Origin of the sequence: Anaeromassilibacillus sp. An200, from assembly GCF_002160025.1 — a bacterium.
Classification (GTDB): domain Bacteria; phylum Bacillota; class Clostridia; order Oscillospirales; family Acutalibacteraceae; genus Caccousia; species Caccousia stercoris.
In genome coordinates, this window is sequence record NZ_NFJU01000020.1 from 50240 (window position 1) to 71137 (window position 20898).

At 51.7% G+C, this 20898-nt stretch carries 19 protein-coding genes and 1 pseudogene; 6 read left to right on the top strand and 14 right to left on the bottom strand.

Features of this window, described 5'->3' with window-relative positions; translation table 11 throughout:
- Positions 1 to 5: 5 nt before the first annotated feature.
- The 4 genes from B5F35_RS11085 to B5F35_RS19220 all read left to right on the top strand — a co-directional run bounded on the left by B5F35_RS11085 (position 6) and on the right by B5F35_RS19220 (position 5773).
- Positions 6 to 2144, top strand: a complete 2139-nt coding sequence (locus B5F35_RS11085; protein WP_087240942.1) for an RNA degradosome polyphosphate kinase — start codon at positions 6 to 8, stop codon at positions 2142 to 2144.
- 23 nt (positions 2145 to 2167) lie between these two features.
- Complete coding sequence (locus B5F35_RS11090; RefSeq protein WP_087240944.1) at positions 2168 to 3244, top strand: 6-phosphofructokinase; 1077 nt, start codon at positions 2168 to 2170, stop codon at positions 3242 to 3244.
- A 257-nt stretch (positions 3245 to 3501) separates the two neighbouring features.
- A complete protein-coding gene (locus tag B5F35_RS11095) occupies positions 3502 to 4209 on the top strand; it encodes an ATP-binding cassette domain-containing protein (RefSeq protein ID WP_087240945.1) in 708 nt (235 codons plus the stop codon).
- Positions 4202 to 5773 (top strand): hypothetical protein, encoded by a 1572-nt coding sequence (locus B5F35_RS19220; RefSeq protein ID WP_087240947.1) that lies wholly within the window; start codon positions 4202 to 4204, stop codon positions 5771 to 5773. Before B5F35_RS11095 ends, B5F35_RS19220 begins: the two co-directional genes overlap by 8 nt.
- A 76-nt stretch (positions 5774 to 5849) precedes the next feature.
- Here the strand turns inward: B5F35_RS19220 and B5F35_RS11105 are convergent, their stop codons facing one another.
- Positions 5850 to 7151, bottom strand: coding sequence for a DEAD/DEAH box helicase (locus tag B5F35_RS11105; protein ID WP_162611404.1), 1302 nt, complete (start codon positions 7149 to 7151; stop codon positions 5850 to 5852).
- 75 nt (positions 7152 to 7226) lie between these two features.
- Here B5F35_RS11105 and B5F35_RS18725 point away from each other — a divergent pair, with 75 nt between their 5' ends.
- The gene (locus B5F35_RS18725) at positions 7227 to 7484 is read left to right on the top strand and encodes a hypothetical protein (RefSeq protein ID WP_162611405.1); all 258 of its coding nucleotides are present in this window, start codon (positions 7227 to 7229) and stop codon (positions 7482 to 7484) included.
- Positions 7485 to 7510: 26 nt separating this feature from the next.
- On the opposite strand, the gene B5F35_RS11110 is transcribed toward B5F35_RS18725, so the two are convergent.
- The 13 genes from B5F35_RS11110 to B5F35_RS11170 form a co-directional block, all read right to left on the bottom strand.
- Positions 7511 to 8395 (bottom strand): aldose 1-epimerase family protein, encoded by an 885-nt coding sequence (locus tag B5F35_RS11110; RefSeq protein ID WP_087240951.1) that lies wholly within the window; start codon positions 8393 to 8395, stop codon positions 7511 to 7513.
- A 13-nt stretch (positions 8396 to 8408) separates the two neighbouring features.
- Positions 8409 to 9599, bottom strand: coding sequence for an ABC transporter substrate-binding protein (locus tag B5F35_RS11115; RefSeq protein ID WP_087240953.1), 1191 nt, complete (start codon positions 9597 to 9599; stop codon positions 8409 to 8411).
- Positions 9596 to 10405: an ABC transporter permease gene (locus B5F35_RS11120; protein ID WP_087240955.1), complete on the bottom strand. Its 810-nt coding sequence runs from the start codon at positions 10403 to 10405 to the stop codon at positions 9596 to 9598. Before B5F35_RS11120 ends, B5F35_RS11115 begins: the two co-directional genes overlap by 4 nt.
- The gene (locus B5F35_RS11125; protein WP_087240957.1) at positions 10402 to 11220 is read right to left on the bottom strand and encodes an ABC transporter permease; all 819 of its coding nucleotides are present in this window, start codon (positions 11218 to 11220) and stop codon (positions 10402 to 10404) included. The genes B5F35_RS11120 and B5F35_RS11125 overlap by 4 nt, the downstream gene beginning before the upstream one ends.
- Positions 11217 to 12347: a spermidine/putrescine ABC transporter ATP-binding protein gene (gene potA, locus B5F35_RS11130; RefSeq protein ID WP_087240959.1), complete on the bottom strand. Its 1131-nt coding sequence runs from the start codon at positions 12345 to 12347 to the stop codon at positions 11217 to 11219. Before potA ends, B5F35_RS11125 begins: the two co-directional genes overlap by 4 nt.
- A gap of 272 nt (positions 12348 to 12619) precedes the next feature.
- Positions 12620 to 13882, bottom strand: a complete 1263-nt coding sequence (locus B5F35_RS11135; protein ID WP_087240960.1) for a diaminopimelate decarboxylase — start codon at positions 13880 to 13882, stop codon at positions 12620 to 12622.
- 92 nt (positions 13883 to 13974) lie between these two features.
- A complete protein-coding gene (gene ligA, locus B5F35_RS11140; protein ID WP_087240962.1) occupies positions 13975 to 15957 on the bottom strand; it encodes an NAD-dependent DNA ligase LigA in 1983 nt (660 codons plus the stop codon).
- A gap of 170 nt (positions 15958 to 16127) precedes the next feature.
- Positions 16128 to 16535, bottom strand: coding sequence for a GNAT family N-acetyltransferase (locus B5F35_RS11145; RefSeq protein WP_087240964.1), 408 nt, complete (start codon positions 16533 to 16535; stop codon positions 16128 to 16130).
- Between the two features lie 86 nt (positions 16536 to 16621).
- Positions 16622 to 17305: a hypothetical protein gene (locus tag B5F35_RS11150; RefSeq protein ID WP_140401206.1), complete on the bottom strand. Its 684-nt coding sequence runs from the start codon at positions 17303 to 17305 to the stop codon at positions 16622 to 16624.
- Between the two features lie 392 nt (positions 17306 to 17697).
- Entirely contained in the window at positions 17698 to 18366 is a 669-nt protein-coding gene (locus tag B5F35_RS11155) for a hypothetical protein (protein ID WP_087240968.1), read from the bottom strand.
- 18 nt (positions 18367 to 18384) lie between these two features.
- The gene (locus B5F35_RS11160) at positions 18385 to 18819 is read right to left on the bottom strand and encodes a hypothetical protein (RefSeq protein WP_087240970.1); all 435 of its coding nucleotides are present in this window, start codon (positions 18817 to 18819) and stop codon (positions 18385 to 18387) included.
- 67 nt (positions 18820 to 18886) lie between these two features.
- Positions 18887 to 19444 carry a TetR/AcrR family transcriptional regulator gene (locus B5F35_RS11165; protein WP_087240972.1) on the bottom strand — a complete coding sequence of 186 codons (558 nt, stop codon included), beginning with the start codon at positions 19442 to 19444 and terminating at the stop codon, positions 18887 to 18889.
- Positions 19445 to 19935: 491 nt separating this feature from the next.
- Positions 19936 to 20619: a methyltransferase domain-containing protein gene (locus tag B5F35_RS11170; RefSeq protein ID WP_087240974.1), complete on the bottom strand. Its 684-nt coding sequence runs from the start codon at positions 20617 to 20619 to the stop codon at positions 19936 to 19938.
- On the opposite strand from B5F35_RS11170, the pseudogene B5F35_RS19020 reads away from it, so the two are divergent.
- Positions 20609 to 20898, top strand: a pseudogene (locus tag B5F35_RS19020) (DUF4366 domain-containing protein); the annotation flags it as partial. The gene B5F35_RS11170 and the pseudogene B5F35_RS19020 overlap by 11 nt on opposite strands.

A 20898-nucleotide genomic window follows, 5' to 3' on the forward strand; every position in this document is an offset into this window, starting at 1 on the left:
CGTTCATGAAAAACGCCATTGAAAAGGAAAAAACAAAGCTTCCTTACCTGAACCGCGAGCTCAGCTGGCTTGACTTCAACGCGCGTGTACTGGAGGAAGCCTTCAAAAAAGAAAATCCCATTTTTGAGCGTCTGCGCTTTCTGGCCATCACTGCTTCCAACCTGGATGAATTCTTTATGGTTCGTGTGGCAGGTGTGATGGAGCAGGTGCGCTCCAAATATACCACCCCCGATCTTTCAGGCCTGACCTCACAGCAGCTTCTCAACAGCCTGCGCGAAAAAATCGCTCTTTTTATGGAAAAGCAGTATTCCTGCTTCAACCGTTCTATCCTCCCTGTGCTGCGCAACAACGGATTCGAGTTTGTTGAGCCGGAGGATCTGAATGAGGAGCAGACCGCATTTTTGCAGCGCTATTTTTCAAAGGTGCTATTCCCTGTCCTCACGCCTCTTGCAGTTGACCGGAGCCGTCCCTTCCCCATGCTCTCCAACAAAAGTCTGAACATTGCTGTGCGGCTGGAGGAAAAGAGCGGCGAGCCCTGCTTTGCTGTGGTGCAGGTGCCGGGAATCCTGCCCCGCTTTCTTGAAATCCCTATGCCGAATGACTCGCGGCGCGGCCTGTTTTTGCTGGAAGATGTCATCGATATGATGCTTCCCGAGCTGTTTGAGCTGCATAAGATCAAGGCTGCCTGTCCCTTCCGCCTAACCCGTGATTCGGATTTGGAGATTGACGAGGAAGCCGAGGATCTTATGATCGAAGTTCAGAAATCGATCAAGAAAAGAAAACGCGGCCGTCCGGTCCGTCTGGAGCTCGAACAGCACTGTGATAAGGAGATCCGGGAATTCCTCATTGAAATGCTCAAGATCAATGAGAAGGATATCTATGAGCTGACCGGCCCGCTGGATCTGACCTTCCTCTCCAAGGTAGCCGGAATTCCAGGCTGTGCTTCCCTATGCTTCAAACCGATTGTCCCTGTTTCTCCGCCTGCGGATTTTTGGGGGTACAGCGATATTTTTGAAGCGATCCGCGAAGGGGATCGAATGGTTCACCATCCCTATGAAACCTTTGACTGCGTGACGGAATTTGTGCGCCGCGCCGCCGAGGACGAAAACGTGCTCGCTATCAAACAGACCCTTTACCGCGTCAGCGGAAACTCTCCCATTGTGGCAGCACTGATCAAAGCGGCGGAGGCAGGCAAGCAGGTGACGGTGCTGGTTGAGCTGAAAGCCCGCTTTGACGAGGAAAACAATATTCTTTGGGCAAAGAAGCTCGAAGCGGCGGGCTGTCATGTCATTTATGGTCTTGCCGGCCTGAAAACGCACTGCAAGATCCTGCTGGTGGTCCGGCAGGACGAGGATGGGATCCGGCGTTATGTACACATGGGCACCGGCAACTACAACGACTCGACCGCCCGCATTTATACGGACATCGGCATGTTCACCTGCCGCGAGCCCTTCGGCGCGGACGCCTCCTCCCTCTTTAACGTGCTGACCGGCTATTCCATGCCGCCGGAATACAACCGCTTTATCGTCGCGCCGCAGGGAATGCGCAAATTCTTTAAGCAGCGCATCCGCCGGGAAACGGAAAACGCCAAGCGCGGTCTTCCTTCCGGCATCACCGCCAAGGTCAACTCTCTGGTGGATCCGGAGATCATCGGACTCTTGTATGAGGCCTCGCAGGCCGGTGTGCCGATCCAGCTGATTGTGCGCGGAATCTGCTGCTTGATTCCTGGTCTTCTGGGGATCAGCGAAACCATCACGGTTCGGAGTATCGTGGGCCAGCTTTTGGAGCACAGCCGCATTTTCCGCTTTGAAAACGGCGGGGAACCGCATATTTTTATGGGAAGTGCCGACTGGATGCCGCGCAATCTGGACCGCCGTGTGGAGCTGGTGTTCCCCATTGAGGACGAACGCCTGCGGGAGCGCGCGTTCTCCATTCTTGACTTGATGCTCAGTGACAACACAAACGCCCGGCTCATGCAGCCGGACACCTCTTATGTCCATATCGACCGGCGCGGAAAAGCTTCCGTTAACTGCCAGCGTGAATTTTCCCGTCTGGCCGCAGAGGCGCTCCACGCGCTGGAGGAACAGGATCTCAGCAAACCCCTGCGTCCCGTCTATACCATAGAAGAGGCGCAGAAAAAATAAATCCGAGAGGGGAATCATGTCTTATGAAACGGATTGGAATTCTTACAAGCGGAGGCGACTGCCAGGGATTGAACGCGGCGATCCGCGGCGTGGCAAAAGCTCTTTATGTCAAATGGGGGGATAAGGTCGAGATCTGCGGCATTCAGGATGGATACCGCGGACTGATCGAGGGAAATTACCGCCGTATGGCGCGCGAGGATTTTTCCGGCATCCTCACACTGGGCGGCACGATCCTCGGCACCTCCCGCCAGCCGTTCAAAAAGATACGTGTGATCGGCGAGGATAACGTGGACAAGGTCAAGGCCATGAAGGAAAACTTCCGTAAAATGAAGCTGGACTGCCTGGTCATCCTTGGAGGCAACGGGACACAGAAAACAGCCAACCTTCTCAGTGAGGAAGGGATCCCGGTGGTGTCGCTTCCCAAGACCATTGACAACGACGTTTGGGGAACAGACATGACCTTTGGCTTCCACTCCGCGGTTGAGATTGCCACCAATGTACTGGACTGCATTCACACGACCGCCACCTCCCACGGCCGCGTCTTTATCGTGGAAATCATGGGACACAAGGTGGGTTGGCTGCCGCTTTACGCCGGCATCGCGGGCGGTGCGGATGTCATTCTGCTGCCGGAAATCCCCTATCAGATCAAATCCATTGTAAAGACGCTGGAACAGCGCAACAAGGCCGGCAAGCGCTTTTCTATCCTCGCTGTGGCGGAGGGAGCTCTGTCGCTGGAGGAATCCAAGCTTTCCAAAAAGGAATTCAAGAACGCCCGCCTGGAAATGCAGTATCCCTCCATCTCTTACCGCCTTGCCGCAGAAATCGGCCAGATGACCGGACAAGAGATCCGCGTCACGGTTCCCGGGCATTTTCAGCGCGGCGGAAGCCCCTGCGCCTATGACCGTGTGCTTTCCACTCGTTTCGGTACGGCGGCGGCACAGCTGATCGCCAATGAGGACTATGGAAAGATGGTCGCTCTCAAAGGCACCGAGATCATCGGCGTTCCACTCAGCGAAATTGCTGGAAAGCTTAAAGGCGTGCCGGTGGACTGTGAAGAAATTCGTTCTGCACGTGATCTGGGAATCTCTTTCGGCGATTGATAATTTGTTCTTCTGCCTTTGAAACGGCACAGGTTTTTCCTCAATGGAAAGACTTGTGCCGTTTTTCGTCATTTTCAGCAAAAAAGCATCTTTGGGCACCAAAGAAGGAAAAGGGCGATTTCCCTGTCTGTGCCGCACAACGCCGCTCCTTCGCTCAGGCCTCTTCGCTGCTTTACAATTAGCCGCTTCTCTGTATAATAGAACCATACCGATCAGACCCTGTACAGGAAACCATCCGAACAAGGAGTTTTATGAAAATGAAATTGGTTATCGATCATTTGCAAAAGAAATACGGAGACAAAGAGGTTCTTCGTGACATCAGCTTTTCCTTTGAAAGCGGAAAAATTTACGGCCTGCTGGGACGCAACGGCGCGGGCAAAACCACACTGTTCAACTGTCTCAACCGTGATATCACCTGTGACGGCGGCTCCTTTTATCTGGAGACAGAGGAAGGCCCTCGGGAAGTCGCCGCGGAGGACATCGGCTATGTCCTCTCCACCCCGACTGTACCGGAATTTCTGACCGCACGCGAATTTCTCAAATTCTTCCTGGACATCAACCGCAAAAGTATCCCGAATCCCAAGCCACTGGACGAATACTTTGAAAGCATGAGTATCGATCCCGAAGATCGCGACAAGCTCATGAAGGATTATTCCCACGGCATGAAAAACAAAATGCAGATGCTGATCAACATAGTAGCCCAGCCCAATCTCTTTCTGCTGGACGAACCCCTGACCTCGCTGGATGTTGTGGTCGCTGAGGAGATGAAGGAGCGTCTTCGTTCGCTCAAGGAAGGGCGCGTCACCATTTTCTCCACCCATCTGCTGGATTTGGCGGTGGATCTGTGTGATGAGATTGTCCTGCTGAGTCACGGCACACTGGAACGTGTGGATAAGGCCACGCTTGATGATGAAGCCTTCAAGGAGAAAATTCTGTCTGCTCTGCGGGAGGAAAACCATGCTTAACGCTTTTCTGCAATCCTTCTCCCTCAAAAACACTTATCGTGTCAATGCAATTCTGTACGCCATCAAGCAGATCCCGCTGGTTGGCAGGCTTTTACCGGATTCGCTGTATCGGGTGAAAGGACTTAAAATTTTCGCGAACGTCCTGGCAGGGATCTGGGAAGTTCTCACCATTTTTGCCGGGAAGTTCCTCTATCTTGGATTGATGGTCGTGCTGCCCTGCGCGATTTGGGAATCTCTGCCCTATGAGACGCTTTTCCTACACATTCTCATTCCGCTTACTATTCTCGGCGCGTTCGCCAACACCTATTTGTTTAACCCAACGCGCGATAAATACTATGCCATGATTTTGCTTCGGATGAACGCAAGAGATTATGCCTTATCCAACTATGGATACGCACTTCTCAAGATTCTTGTGGGAATGCTGGCCGCCACCCTGGCTTTCGGCCTTCCCTCCGGGCTCCCGTTATGGATCTGCCTGCTGTTTCCTTTCTTTGTTGCAGGATGCAAGCTGATTGTGGTTTGGATCTCGTTGGCGGACTATGAGCGCAGAGGAGTCGCGAACAACGAAAACAAACTTGGTAAACTGGCCTGGCTGGTCGGCGCTCTGCTGATTGCCGCGGCCTATGCATTGCCCGCCCTCGGGATCCTTCTGCCGTGGCAGGCTTCGGCTGTGCTCTTTGCCGCCGGTATTCTGGCTGGGCTTCTGTCTCTGCGAAAGCTTCTTTCTTTCCGCGAATTCCGCAGCATGTACCAGCAGCTTCTGCCGCAGGCCATGAACCAGCGGGCCAATGTCACACAAGCCACCCGAACCCGCACGGAGAAAATGATCAGCACGGATACTTCCGTCACCAGCCACAAAGAGGGTTTTGAGTTTTTAAACGAGCTCTTTATCCGGCGTCATCAGAAAATTCTCTGGAAATCCTCAAAACGGATCTCTGTCGTTGCTCTTGTCTTGCTTATTGCGGCCGCCGCTTCTCTGTTCCTCTTTCCGGAGGCAAAGGAGGAGGTCAACGCTCTGCTTCTGGTCTATCTTCCCTATTTCACCTTTATTATGTATGCCATCAATCGTGGAACCGGCTTCACACAGGCTCTGTTTATCAACTGCGACCACAGCCTGCTCACCTATCCCTTCTATAAAAAACCGGATATGGTGCTTCGGCTGTTCCGCATCCGTCTGCGGGAAATTATGAAGATCAATCTTCTGCCCGCCATTGTGATCGGCGTGGGACTCACCGCTTTACTCTATCTCTCAGGCGGGACCGACAATCCTCTTAACTATGCCGTTCTGTTGGTTTCCATTCTTTGCATGAGCCTGTTCTTCTCGGTCCATTATCTCACCATCTATTATCTCTTACAGCCCTACAACGCGGGAACAGAACTGAAAAGCGGAACCTACCGCTTCGTCCTGTCCGCCACCTATCTGGTCTGTTTCTTCCTGATGCAGCAAAGAATTCCGATTCTTCTGTTCGGAGCGCTGTCTATTCTCTTCTGTGTTCTTTACTGCATTGCCGCCTGCATTCTTGTGTATCTGTTTGCTCCGCGTACCTTCCGAATCCGTCCCTGAAAAAGCTAGTGAAAAGGGAGGGCGAAAGCACAACCGCTTTCGCCCTCCCTTTTGCGTTATATGAAGCTGAAAAATATCAGGACTCCGGAAAAATACCGCAGGTATGACGATCCAAAATCTCCTTCACTCTTTGGAAAAGAGAGGAATTCTGCCAGACGGAATAGTCTCCAATCACATAAAACCGATATTTGGCTCTGGTCGCCGCCACATTGACAATATTGGTGTTGACCCACCGGACCGCCGGCAGAGAATTTCTGTCACACCCAAGCAGAAAAATAACCTGATCCGCTTCTTTGCCCTGGAACGTATGAACCGTACCGATCGATTGCTCTATCCACGCCTGCAAACGTGCGTCCGTCTCATACTCCGGCTGCGAGCGGATCATTTTTTTCATGCCGTCACGCACGGACGTAAAAGGAGTGATGACAAAAAGGCTGGGAATTCCATTGGTCTGCCAAAAGGCTTTTCGAATCAGTTCCCAAGCCGCTCTTCCCTGCTCAGCCACAAAATGATCCCTGCCTGCTGTACTGTTTTCACTGCCATTGACTTGGATCCAACCGGAACTCTCCCGGCAGAATCCCGCCTCCTTTTCTGGTCCCGGAGGAATTGTCTGCTGCCTCATAATTTGGTTATACGAAAGGATATTGGACAACTCAAACATCGGACTGATACAGCGCCGATGGACAACCAGCGGGCATCCCACCCAGGTTTCTTTTCCATCTTCCCTGTATGTGGTTCCGATCGGATTCAGCCGATCGGCGAATCCCTGCACCGAATGGGTTTTCGATTGATACCAGCAGGTAAAATCATTTTGTATTACCTGCTTTATCAGGTCCAGCTCATCCGTCACCACAGGCTCCACCTGCTTCGGATCGCCTACCACAATGGCACGGCGGCAGCGATAAAGGGATCCCAGCGCCATCTGCGGAGCCGCTTGTCCTGCCTCATCCACAATCAGGCATCCGATTTCTCCCGGCCGCCGGATGGAGGAGAGCATATTCCCCGCCGACGCAAACGTTGTGGACAGCACAGGAGTCAGCAAAAACACCGTGTTGAACAGGGAACCGAATGCAGCTTCACGATCGCGCTGTGAAACACTCACTATCTCCTTGTCATCATCCCTGGGATATCCCCATAGGAGCAGCAAATTCTTGAAATTCCACAGGCAAGCCTTTGACGCCAGCAAGAACGCCTTGTGAAGCTTCAAGGCCTGATAAAACAGCTTTTCTCTCTCCCGGTTATACGCCGCGGTATACCAGGGATTGGCTGTCTGTGCCGCCGTCGCTTCCTGGTCGTTCCCGCTGCTGTACCGACGGAAAAACTCTTTGTCCAGCACCTGCATCGCCTGGTCTCCCGGACGGCTGGAAGCTTCTCTCAAAGCAGACAGCCAAGCTCCTCCCCATCTTTCCGCCTGATGCAAACATTCTTCTCTCTGCTTTCTGAGATTCTCCATTTGATTGATGATGGAGGATTGTTCGTTTGCAAGTCTGTTTGCTTCTCTTTCAAAAAAGGTTTTTCTGTCCCTGTATTCCGCACATTTCCGCTCCTGATGCTCCAGCTGGCGCTGCAGAGAGGCGGCATTTTCGGATTCTCTTTTTATCAACTGTTCTATCTCAGCCAGAGCCTGATACTGCTCCTCTATGGTACGGGAAAGCATCGTGGGACGCTTGAGAAGATCGAAAAAAACATCCCTCAAACGGCGGCTTTGTGAAGGCGAAGGGTAAGGAGAAACAACAATCAGAAAATCGAAACCGTGTAGGAGAATTCTTCCATTTGTCCGGCGGGCAGAGTGCGCATCCAGCGCTTCTTCGTAAATTCGTCGTTTTCGTCTGTGCGCGTGGCGCACCCGCACCAGGGCTCCAGCGCCACAAAGGGACCGTCGTTGCAGGCCGACCAGACACCGATCATCGGGAAAGAGGAAAACTCCATGGTCACACCATGCCCGGATTTTTTGCTGCGCACCGTGGCCGTGTGGGAAGCAAGCCCCTCGAACACCAGTGCATCGCCGTAAAACAGATCGTGCGTCAGCGGGATCGTGCGCGAAGCGTGCAGGCGCTCCGTCATATGAGAGGGATCGATCAGACTTTCTTTTATGTCAACCGCGGGGCAGGAAGCGGTTTCTTCCTTTTCAAACTCCAGAACATAATCCTCAAAGCACTCTCCCTCATCCAACGGGACATTGAAAGCGGGATGTCCTCCAATCGCATAGGGCATCGGTTCGCTGCCCCGGTTAAACACGCGGTAAAGAGTCACCAGGGAAGATCCCTCCGCCCGATAAACGATTTGCAGTTCAAAATCAAACGGATACTGTTCCTTGGTCAGCTCATCCGCACGCAGAGAAAATACCGCTTCCGTCTCCGTATGGGAGAGAAGGGAAAATTCGCGGCGGCGAGCCACTCCATGCTGCGGCATTTCGTAGATGCGTCCGTCGATGATCGTGCGGCCCTTGCGCAGTGCGCCCACCATTGGAAAAAGCACAGGGGCACAGCCGCCCCACCACTGCGGATCCCGCTGCCACATGTATTCCCGGCCATCCGCGTCTTTCAGGCTTTCCAGCTGCGCGCCCATGTGGGCAATCTCCGCCCGGCACTGTTCTGTCCCAATGACGATCCGTTCTTTCATACAAATTCCTCCTTCAGCATTCTCGGTTTCGTTTGACCTTCTTATAGATCACCACGGCAAGGTACAGAGCCAAAAATCCCGCCAGCGTCAGCACCAGTGTCATGGAATCGCCCGGACCTCCCATTTTAACCTCCGCCCACAGGGAATCCAGCTGCAGAGCTGTTTCCTCCGGCAGATCGATGAAAACCTCTGAATTGTCAATAATCTCCTGCGGTGGATAATAGATGGGATTGTTTACAACCTCCTCCGGCAAAAGCTCCTTGGCGGCGCTTTCCGGTGTGGAATATCCGATGTATTCCATATTGGCCGCCGCGATCTCCGGATCACAGAGAAAGTTGATGTAGGCCTCCGCACCGCTTTTGTTTCGGCAGCCCTTTGGAATACACATCGCGTCAACAAAAAAGTTAGTCCCCTGCTTGGTGGGAATCGCAAAGCCGATGTTTTCATTTTCCTCAACAAGCAGAGCGGCGTCTCCGGCATAATACGGAGCCAGCCATGCCTCGCCGCTCTCCATCTTATTGAAGATCTGATCCATAACATACGCCTGTACCAAAGGCTTTTGCTCCTTGAGCTGCACAGCAGCCTGAATCCATTCGTCCTCATCGGTGGAGTTAAAGGAAAGCCCCAGCTTTTTCTGCGCAATACCAAAGGCGTCGCGCGGATTATCAAACATCAGGATTTTCCCCGCGTATTTTTCATCCCAGAGAATATCCCAGCTGTCAACCGTTTCCGTAACATACTGCTTATTGTAGAAGATCCCGACCAGACCCCAGGTATAGGGGACGGAATACTCGTTGGTGGGATCGTAGCTGAGATTGCGGTACTGCTCATCGATATATTGATAGTTTGGGATATTGGAAAAATCCAGCTTTTCCAGCATCCCCTCGTTGATCATTTTGGAAACCATATAATCCGAGGGAATGATCACATCGTAGCTTGCGCCGCCGCTGACCAGCTTGGAGTACAGGGATTCGTTGGTATCGAAGGTGCTGTAATCCACCTCAATACCTGTACGGCGTGTAAACTCCGTATTGATATCGAGGGAACCGTCCTTGCCGTCCGCGATATATTCGCCCCAGTTATAAACATAGATTTTTTCTCCTGTGAGCGGGACTGTCTCTTCCTCCTGCGCAAACGCGGGAGACGGAAAACAGGCCGCCAGCACGCAGGCTAAAAGCAGGACCGCTCTGCGCAGCCGTTTCATACGTCCGCCTCCTTTTCCTCTTTCTTTCCCATCCGTCCCTGCCGGATGTTGATGATCAGGAGCAGGATGAGGATCACGGCAAACAGCAGTGTGGAAAGAGCGTTGATCTCGGGGCTGACGCGCTTTTTTGTCATCGAATAGATATACACCGGCAGCGTCTGCGTGGTGCCGCTGCAAAAATAGCTGATGATAAAGTCATCGAGCGACAGAGTGAACGCCATCACCATGCCGGTGATGACACCAGACATGATCTCCGGCATCACTACCTTGAAAAACGAGCGCAGCGGCGTACAGCCAAGATCCTGCGCCGCCTCATACAGATGCGGATCCATCTGCCCCAGCTTCGGAAGAACAGAAAGGATCACATAAGGCAGACAGAAGGTAATGTGCGCAAGGATGATGGAGCCCATGCCGAGGCTGATCCCAAACAGACCCGCCACAAACACCATGAGCAGCATCAGGGAAACACCGGTGACGATCTCGGGGTTGAGCATTGGAAGGTTGGTGATGTTCATGACCAGCTTTTTCCGCCAGCCCTTCATGGAATTGATACCGATAGCTGCCACGGTACCGAGAACAGTCGCGCCAAGCGCAGCACACACAGCGATAATCAGCGTATTTTTGAGAGCCTCAAGCAGCATGCGGTCCTGAAACAGCATCTCATACCAGCGAAGAGAAAAGCCCGACCAGACCGTGCGGCTCTTGGTGTCTGTGTCGTTAAAGGAAAATACCACAAGCAGCAGAATCGGAGCATACAGAAAGATATAAATCAGCGTCAGGTATACACGGGAAACCGCTTTTTTCACAGCATCATCCCTCCTCCCTGCGCCTCGCCGTCATCAAACTCGTTCATAATCCCCATGCAAATCAGAATCAGAACCATTAAGACAAGCGAAATAGCGGAACCGAGATTCGGGTTATACGCGCTGCCAAGGAACTGCATGTCGATCAGATCGCCGATCATCAGATTTCCGCCACCGCCGAGCATCTTGGAGATGATAAAGGTACTCACAGAAGGGACAAACACCATCGTGATTCCGGAGATCACCCCCGGCATACTCAGCGGAAGCGTAACACGCAGAAAGACCCTCTTGCCGTCCGCGCCGAGATCCTGCGCCGCTTCCACCACAGAGGGATCCAGCTTGCTCATCACGGAATACAGAGGAAGAATCATAAACGGGATATAATCATACACCATACCGACAACCACCGCACCCTGCGTGTTGATCATATGCAGGCGCGGCAGACCGACAGCGGCCAGAAGATTATTGATCAGCCCGCTGTCCTCCAGAAGCGTCATCCAGGCATAGGTGCGGAGCAGGAAATTCATCCACATCGGAAGCATAACCAGCATAATCAGGACACTTTGCCGTTTCAGGCTGCTGTGGGAAATGATGTATGCCACCGGATAGCCGACCAGAAGCGAGATGGCTGTGGAGAGAGCTCCAAGCCAGATGGAACGCAGAAACACATTGGAATACTGGCCAACGCGGGCGAGGTTGTCCAATGTGAACGCACCGTTGCTGTCGGTGAACGCAAAATATGCCACCAGAAGCATCGGCACAATGATAAAAATCGCCATCCACACCAGATACGGTGCGGACACTGCTTTTGCCTTCATTCTTCCCGTTCCACCTCCTCCGACAACGCCAGATCCTCCTCCATCTCGTCGCTGAAGGTGCTGTAATCGCCAAACATACCGGAATACTCCGATTTTTTCATGATATGGATTTCGTCAGGCTGAATCCGCAGGCCGATAAGCGCACCCTCTTCCTGATAGTCCGTGGACTGAATCATCCATTTGAAGCCTTTGACGTCAACGATGATTTCATAGTGAACGCCCTTGAAGGTCACATTCGTCACCGTGCCGGTCAGATACTCCTCGGAGGGAGGCATGACGTCGATATCCTCCGGGCGAATAACCACGTCGACACTTTCATGCGGGGCAAAACCTTTGTCGACACAGGGAAAGCGCCGGCCGGCAAATTCGCAGAGGTAATCCTCGTGCATGACACCGTCAAGGATATTACTCTCCCCGATAAAATCCGCCACAAAAGCATTCTGCGGCTCATTGTAAATATCCTGCGGCGTGCCAATCTGCTGAATGAAGCCCTTGTCCATCACCACAACCGTATCGCTCATGGAGAGAGCCTCCTCCTGATCGTGCGTGACAAAAATGAAGGTGATACCGGTTGTCTGCTGAATCCGTTTGAGCTCCACCTGCATATCCTTGCGCAGCTTGAGATCCAGCGCGCCAAGCGGCTCATCGAGCAGCAGCACCTTCGGATCATTGGCAAGAGCGCGGGCAATCGCCACACGCTGCTGCTGGCCGCCGGAAAGGCGGTGCACACTCCGGCGCTCAAAGCCGGACAGACTAACCATTTCCAGCATTTCATGGACAGTCTTGCGAATCTCCTTTTCGCTCTTCTTATGAATCCGCATCCCAAAGGCTACATTCTCATATACGTTCAAATGAGGGAAAAGAGCGTATTTCTGGAAGATCGTGTTGACCTCCCGTTTATGAGGCGGCAAATCGGTAATCCGCTGCCCATTGAAAAAGACGTCTCCCTCGTCCGGCCGGACAAAACCGCCGATGATCCGCAGCGTCGTCGTTTTTCCACAGCCGGACGGGCCGAGCAGTGTGACAAACTCCCCGTCCCTGATATTGAGATTCAAATGATTCAACACCGCTTCCCCGTCAAAGGAAACGCCAATGTTTTGCAGTGAAATAATTGGATTTTCTCCCATGCTCCATCCTCCCTGCGCAAAGCAGGCGGCCTTTCGTGCCGCCTGCTTTCATCTTAAATAAAAAGAACCGATTTCAATATAGTGTGCGCAGGGCTTTTTGTCAATATTATTTTGCATTTTTCTGCAAAAAGCCAAAAAATCCAAAAGAAAACGCCGTTTTCTCCATCATGTAACGGATTTTCTTCTGTTTTCTCCTTTTTCCTCCTGTTTTTTCCGTTTAGAATGATCCAAAATGCCCCGGCTGCCTGAAAGCAGCCGGGGCAATCGTGCAATCAATACTTATCAAACAAGCCGGTAAAATCAAAGGTCGCGAAATAATCCTTCGGCGTCTCGGCGCGGCGGATCAGCTTGGCTGTGCCGTCCTCGCAGAGCAGAACCTCTGCGGAGCGAAGCTTGCCGTTATAATTGTATCCCATCGCAAAACCGTGCGCACCGGTATCGTGGAGAACCACCAGATCCCCGATGTCGATCTTCGGCAGCATCCGGTCAATCGCAAACTTGTCGTTGTTTTCGCACAGGCCGCCTGTCACGTCGTATTTGTGATCACAGGGGGCGTTCTCCTTGCCCATCACGGTGATATGGTGATACGCACCGTACATGGCGGGACGCATCAGGTTCGCGGCACAGGCGTCAAGACCGATATATTCCTTATAAATATGCTTTTCGTGGATGGCGGTCGTCACCAGGCATCCGTTCGGAGCCAGCATGTAGCGGCCCAGTTCTGTGAAGATAGCTACATCGCCCATTCCGGCCGGAATGAGAATCTCCTCGTACGCCTTGCGCACGCCCTCACCCACCGCGGCGATATCCACCGGCTCCTGATCGGGGCGGTACGGCACGCCGACACCGCCGGACAGGTTAACAAAGGCTATCTTTGCGCCGGTCTTTTCGTGGAGCTCCACAGCAAACTCAAACAGGATCCGCGCAAGCGTGGGATAATACTCATTTGTGGTTGTATTGCTGGCAAGGAACGCATGAATACCGAATTCCTCCGCTCCCAGCTCCAGCAGGCGGCGGTAGGCATCGATCATCTGCTCCTTGGTCAAGCCGTATTTGGCATCCCCCGGATTGTCCATGATGCTGTTGGCAATGGAGAAATATCCGCCGGGATTCAGACGGCAGCTAATCAGCTTCGGGATGGAGGAAACTTTCTTGAGAAAGTCAATGTGGGTGATATCGTCCAGATTGATGGTCGCGTCCAGCTTTCGCGCCATCTGGAAATCCTCCGCGGGCGTATCGTTGGAGGAGAACATGATATCCGTACCGGAAAAGCCGCAGGCCTCAGCCATCATCAGCTCCGTCAGAGAGGAGCAGTCCACGCCGCATCCTTCCTCCTGCAAGATTTTCAGGATAAACGGGTTTGGCGTAGCCTTCACGGCAAAATACTCGCGAAAACCGGGGTTCCACGCAAACGCCTGCTTGAGGGCGCGGGCGCGTTCCCGGATTCCCTTTTCATCATATAAATGGAACGGCGTGGGGAACTCCTTCACGATCCCCTCAAGCTGCTCCTTGTTCACAAAAAGCTTTTTTTCCATCGGCGGGTTCATCCTTTCTTCGGAATCTCGAAAGATACAGTAAAAGTATAAAAAGCGACAGAAAGCTTGTCAAGATGCGGTTTCCTCAAAAATTATTCCAGCATCTGCAAAAATTCTTCCTCTGTGATCACCGGGACGCCAAGCTGGTTCGCCTTTGTCAATTTACTGCCTGCCTCTTCTCCCGCCAGGACATAGCTTGTTTTCTTGGAGACACTGGAGCTGACCTTGCCGCCATACTTTTCCACCAGAGCGGACGCCTCGCTTCGCGTCATCGTGGGAAGCGTACCCGTGAGCACAAAGGTTTTCCCAAAGAATCGCGCGTCCGAAACGGAAGCGGCACGGCTTTCCATGTTCACACCCGCATCACGCAGCTCGCCGATCAGATGTGCTGTGCTGGGCAGCGCGAAAAATTCCGCGACGCTCTCCGCCATGATCCCGCCGAAGCCCTCAATGGAAGAGATTTCCTCCAAGGTGGCGCGGAACAGTTCGTCAATACTGCGGAAGCGGCCCGTCAGAAGCTTTGCCGCCTTCAATCCGATATGGCGGATTCCCAGCGCGTAGATCAGGCGGTAAAGATCGTTGTCCTTCGTTTTGGCGATCGATTCCACCAGCTTGAGCGAGCTTTTCTCTCCCATGCGCTCAAGTGTCACCAGCTGGCTGGGCGTCAGGCGGTAGAGATCCGCGGGGGATTTGACAAGCTCCTGCGCCAGAAGCTGCTCGATCACCGCCGGGCCAAGGCCGTCAATGTCCATGGCATCGCGGCTCGCAAAATGGATCAGGTGTCGGAAAAGCTGGGCGGGGCACTCCGGGTTCACACAGCGCAGCGCCGCTTCGCCTTCCTCCCGCACCACAGGGCCGCCGCAGGACGGGCAGGTGTCCGGCATGCGGTACGCTTCCCCGGACACGGTGCCCTCCACCACAGACACCACCTCCGGGATGATCTCCCCGGCTTTGCGCAGGACAGCGGTGCAGCCGATGCAGATTCCCTTCTCCGTGATGAAATCCTGATTGTGCAGCGTGGCGCGGCTGACGGTTGTTCCCGCCAGCGTCACAGGCTCAAACACACCGGTCGGCGTGAGCACACCGGTGCGGCCCACATTGATTTCAATGTCGATGAGACGGCTTTCTTTTTCCTCCGGCGGATATTTGAACGCCTCGGCCCAGCGGGGAAACTTCGCCGTGCTGCCAAGCGATTCCCGCTGGGAAAAGTCATCCACCTTAATGACGGCGCCGTCAATGGAATATCCCAGCGATCCCCGCATTTCCCCGATCTCCCGCACACGCGCAATCACCTCGTCCATGGAACGGCAGACGCGATACAGATCCGTCACGGCAAAGCCCAGCTCCCGCAGAAAACGGAGTGACTCATCGTGGCTGGAAAGCTCCTCTCCCGACACCTGCTGGACATTGAACACAAAGATATCCAGTCCACGGGAAGCGGTAATCTTGGGATTCTTCTGGCGCAGCGATCCCGCGGCGGCATTGCGCGGGTTCTTAAACGGCTTTTCGTCGTTCAGCTCCTGGCGCGCGCAAAGCTCCAGAAAGCTTTCATGCGACATGTAGACCTCGCCGCGCACCTCCAGAAATGGGATAGGGCGGGTAAGCTTCTTCGGTACGGTGCGGATGGCGCGCAGGTTTTCCGTCACGTCCTCGCCCACCAGACCGTCACCGCGCGTGGAACCGCGCACAAACAGCCCGTCGCGGTACTCAAGCGAAACGGACAGGCCGTCAAACTTCGGCTCCACCACATAGACCGGCTGTGCCACAGCTTCCCGCACACGCCGGTCAAAGTCAAGCAGCTCTTCCTCGGAAAAAGAGTCATGCAAACTTTCCATCGGCACCTCGTGCGCAACAGGGGCAAAAGTATTCAGCGCGGGGCCGCCCACCTTCTGTGTGGGAGAATCGGGCGTGACGAGATCCGGGAATTCCGCTTCAATCGCCTGCAAACGCCGGTAGAGCATGTCGTACTCATAGTCGTCAATCTCCGGCGCATCCTCCACATAATATTTCTGGTTATGATACGCAATCTGCCCGCACAGGGACTGATACTCTCGCAAAGCTTCCTGTCTGTCCATCCTGTTTCCTCCGTTTCTTCTTACATGGGGGTGCAGAATAGCAACGCCTTTCCATGGAAAAGCATCTTTTGACTGCACAATCTTTTTCTGAATTACCTCTACACTATTATTTCGTACAATATATGGAGCAATTTTGAAAAATAAAGAAAATGCGGTTCCGCCTGTTGTCACTACATTTTCAAAAAAGCTCTGCAATTCATATCGGTATCCATGATAAACCCTGCTGACTGATAAAATTGAATGGTTTTTTCCGTGTTGTCCGTCAGCAGTACTTTTTGATAAACATGCTTGTATTCGAGAAGTATTTGTTGGAGCAATAAAGTGCCGATTCCTTTCCGCTGATACTCCGGCAATACAATAATATCCTGAATATAGACCATTGAATACCCATCCCCCACCACTCGAATAATACCAACCAATTTTTCTCCATCATAAGCTCCCCATATTTTTAATGAATGTTGATAGGCATTCGCCAGCATGGAGGGGTTTGAGGTATAATTTGTCCAACCTACACGATCGTATAGATTCAGAATTTCTGCCTCCTGATAGATCAAATATTCTTTGATCGTAAACTGCATAGAAAACCTCCTGTAAAGCAATGATCGCATCGTTCCGGTATAGGCGCCATCGGGAATCCTGTCATGGAAAGCAGTCAACACATTCTCTATTTCCAAAGCTCCACCCGTTTCAGTATTGCCGGATACGCTGCCTTTTGGCTGTCATGAAACAGATAGAGAAAAGCGGTTAACGCAAACGATCGGGCATAGCTGCGATCGATGTCCTTGACCACCTGCTTCGAGAATATGCTTTCGCTGATTTCCTCTATCCATCGATTGATGGCAGGCGGCAACTTGCCATAGCAAAAAGCGCCGAATCCTCCGAACGGGGGACGGATTTCCAAAGGGTTGTTCTGGTCCTCTGGAGCCAGCGCCTGATACTCGGTGGCCAGACGATCTACCGTGCGGTACAGCTCAAAAATATCATCCTGTGTCAACTCAGACAGATGATCGTCCAGATACAGCCGGGTGATTTTGTCCGAACCCCATTGCTTGTCCAGCCACATCTGCTGTTTTTCGTAAGAGAGATGGAATTCGGCCAAATGCTCCAGATACCACGCGCCCAGCTGGTGCAAAGCGTCGTCCAGACCATCCCTGGTATTTTCCGAAACAAACCACGGAGAACAGACAACGTATTGCTTCGATATGCTGGAAAGCCGTCCGTACCTGGAGTTGTTCAGCACCTTATAGGTGCACATCGCTGTCTCCCAATCATATTGAAGGTAGCTGACAAAAACATCGTTGATTCTTAGGTGAATCTGATCCTCCCAAAAACCACGTTCGACCCGCAAATGCCGGAAGCTTCCCTTCTCGCTTCTCTGTGCAAACGGAAAGTATGGACCGGTCCTCCCGTCGTTCAAAACAAAGTAACAGGCCTGAGCAAATTCTTTTGGCGGAAAAATGGAATGAAAACCCTCGAAAAGCTTTTCTCCCATCGGGATAATGTCTCTTTTACAGTTGATGCAGCGCTTCATTGTTCCCCTCTTTTCTCTCCGCTTGCGCTGAGCCGGCTTTCCTGGAGCCAAAGATAGATTCTAACCTATTTAATATAGCACATTCCTAACCTATTTTCTATCGATCTCTTCTGATTTTGCAGAACGCATCTCTTCTGATTTTGCAGAACGCATTTCTTTCCATCCAAAAAGGGCGCTCCGGTTTCATCAAAACCAGAGCGCCCTTTTCCTTACAATTTGCATTCCCGCTTCATCGCAAAGTATCCAATCAGCACGGTCCACACATAAGCGCAGGTCTTGGGGATCATCAGCATCCCAATCAACGGGATGGCATCCGCCCACAGCACCACCGGGATATAAAAAGCAAAACTCAGCACAATGGTCAGCCACATCCAGCGGAACGCACTGTCTTTGCGCTCTTTTGCGCTGCGATAAAACAGCACAATGATCAGGAGCCCCAGAAGAGCAAACGGAATGTTGCGGTAAATCCCCCAAGAGAGAGGAGCGTCAGCACTGAGCCACTGATTCTGCGGCATCATGCACAGAAGGACCCGCGCTGCCGCAAGAATATGCACCACAGCGGTCAATCCTCCCTGCCCCCGGATCCCGTACCGCTGCCGCCAGACATAGTAGAGCAGCACATAGAAAACGGTCATGGTGACGGAGGTAATCCATTTTCCAATCCCCAGCGCAACAGTAAAGTTTTCGAGTCCGGTGGTGCACAGGGCAACCGCACGGGGAATCAGATGAAACGAGTCCCCCGCTCCCAATACCACCGCCATCCATCCAAACAAACGAAACTGCGGATTTCCTTTGCTCTCCCGGATCATCAAAATTCCGATGGTGATAACAGAAATCAGATAAACGGCGTCAAACAGGGTTTCCATAATGGCTTGCATCTCTTCTTCTCCTTTTTTTCATTTATTTTGTACTGTAGCGGGAGCCAGCAGCATTTTTCCATAGTTTCGGCCAAACAAAATGCCAGCCAGAAAAAGTGAAGCCCCCAGACCGGTATAAAAAACCGCGATAAACACGTCCGGCGCTAATCCGCTTACCCGCAGTCCAATTCCGCCTGTCATCATGATAGCCATAATAATAAATGCTTTTCTATCAAAAAATTTCAGAAAAAAGTGGCGCTCCTCTGGATAGGAACGGATTCTGGCGGTATGCTTCTGCACCAGTTTTCCAAAAACAAATTTTTGGAAAACACCAAAAACCAATGCGGACAACAAGACGTTCCACACAGACACATGTGCGGGATAAACTGTCAAACCAATGCGGAGAATATTAAAGCCTGCCGCGCTCCATATCAAACATGCGAACAGCAGCAGCGTGCTGCGTTTTACTTTCATGTTTCATCCTCCTCTCTTTGAACAACGTTCATTTTTGTCATGAAAAATTCCCACATTGAGTGGGAATTTAATAGAGTGTCCTTTGGATAATCTCCAGCACCGCACTGGGATCGTAATCCTGCCGCAGCAAAGCGGACAGCATAAGAGAAAACAGAACATCCGCAAATTGCTCTACTGTAAACTGTTCTGTAAATGCATCGGGGCGAATCCTGCTGTCCTGCCTTAAAACGGAGCACAAACCTTTGAGAATATGCTCCCAGGTGGCCTGCATCCGCCGCTTTCCATCATCCTTATCCTCCTTCATAAAGCTCAGGGAATGCAGAGTAAAAAAGCCGGGATACTGCCGGCACCCATACTCCATTCGTTCATACATCCAAGCCACGCAGGCCTGCGTATCCTGAAAAACGGCTTCATCCTCCGGACGGTGGAAAATTTCACACCACACGCTTTCTACTGTGGCCCCCACCAGTTCTGTTTTGGAATCAAAATAATTATAAAGTGACCCAACCGACACTCCGCAAGCCGCTGCGACAGCGCGGATATTAACGGCAGACCACCCCTTCTGTTGAATCAGCTCCCGACTGGCCTTTAAAATTTCTGCTTTTGATGTTACAACTGTATTCATTTGATCCCTCCAATATGAACAATGTTCATTATAAGCAGGAAAACTTCTCTTGTCAAGAGGGCACCGCAAGACATCTACAACGCAAATCCAGCAAAGTAATCTTGTTATCGCTCACAAGACAATGATAAAAAAGAGCTAACTGACTAATCAAAATCAGTTAGCTCTCTTTTTATGAATAATGAAAAAGTGTTACCAAAGCGTTGCCGCAAAGGGTATTATCCGTTCATCCTTTACGGTTTCAAACCTTTTTGGTCACTCCCATTCGTTGCCGAAATCCACAACTTAACGCTTTTTGTTTATAAACCGTGTGATGTAGTTTTCGTATTATTCTGATAATCCATATTATACTGCCTGTACGACGAGAATTTATCAATATCTTATCAGGTGCGATAAAACCGATGGTTGCAAAGAAAGAATAGTTGCAAGCGGTTGTGCTTTATTGTAGAGTATTATAGCATAAAAGGTTAAGCTTTTCAAAAAATTATACTTTTTTATTTTACTGCCATAAAGAAAAATCTACGGAACCCAAGAACAACATTGCCGTTATGCGTAATCGGATACAGTTCTTTTGAGCGTTCTATGATTTCTGCTTCAAATTCTGCACCCTTTTCTACTCCGAGATAGTCGAGATACGGGCGAAGACGCGTGCCTTTCACCCAATCCACAAGTGCCTTGTGGTCGGACATTGTGTGGTAATACTTGACCTCCCACATATCAAAGGCAGAAGAATATTTCGAAAGGATATTATAATATTCGGAAGGTGTCAGCGTCTCGTTTGGCTGAAGCTTAACGCCCGACAATTCCCATTTGGACTCATTTGCCACTTCACGGATCAGACGGAACAATGGCTCTTCACCATTCATTGGCACTTGCACAGCTAGAATACCGCCGTCATTTAATTTTTCCATAAGTGACGGAATGAGAGTATCGTGGTTGGGTATCCATTGTAGGCAAGCGTTAGAAAACAGCAGGTCGTATTTTCCGTCAAGCGACAAAGCATCGCAAAGGTCAAAATCAATGTCGGAATGCTCACTTTTAGCTTTTTCTATCATATTCGGGGAGTTATCTATACCGAGAATGTTGGCATCGGTGAAAATGTCCCGTAGCACCTTTGTGCTGTTACCGGGACCACATCCGATGTCAACTATAGTTTTTGGATTGTTTTTGATACGCATAGCCAAGTCAACGGCAGGCTATGCCCAGAGCAATGAGCCGCAGCCCGAGGCCACTCCCGCCCCGGTGGAAACCGAGGCGGAGCCGGAAACCCAGAACCCCTTTACCCCGGATGGAACGGGAACGGTGGTGGACAACGCCACCGACGAGGACGGCAAAGAGTTCTACACCATTTGCCGCGCAAAAGAGAGAACACAATTTAACACGCGTCTTACGACGAGGTTTAGAGGCAGCGGAGGATCACTGTCTCCTTTCAGCGACCGCTTTGAACCTGAAGCGGT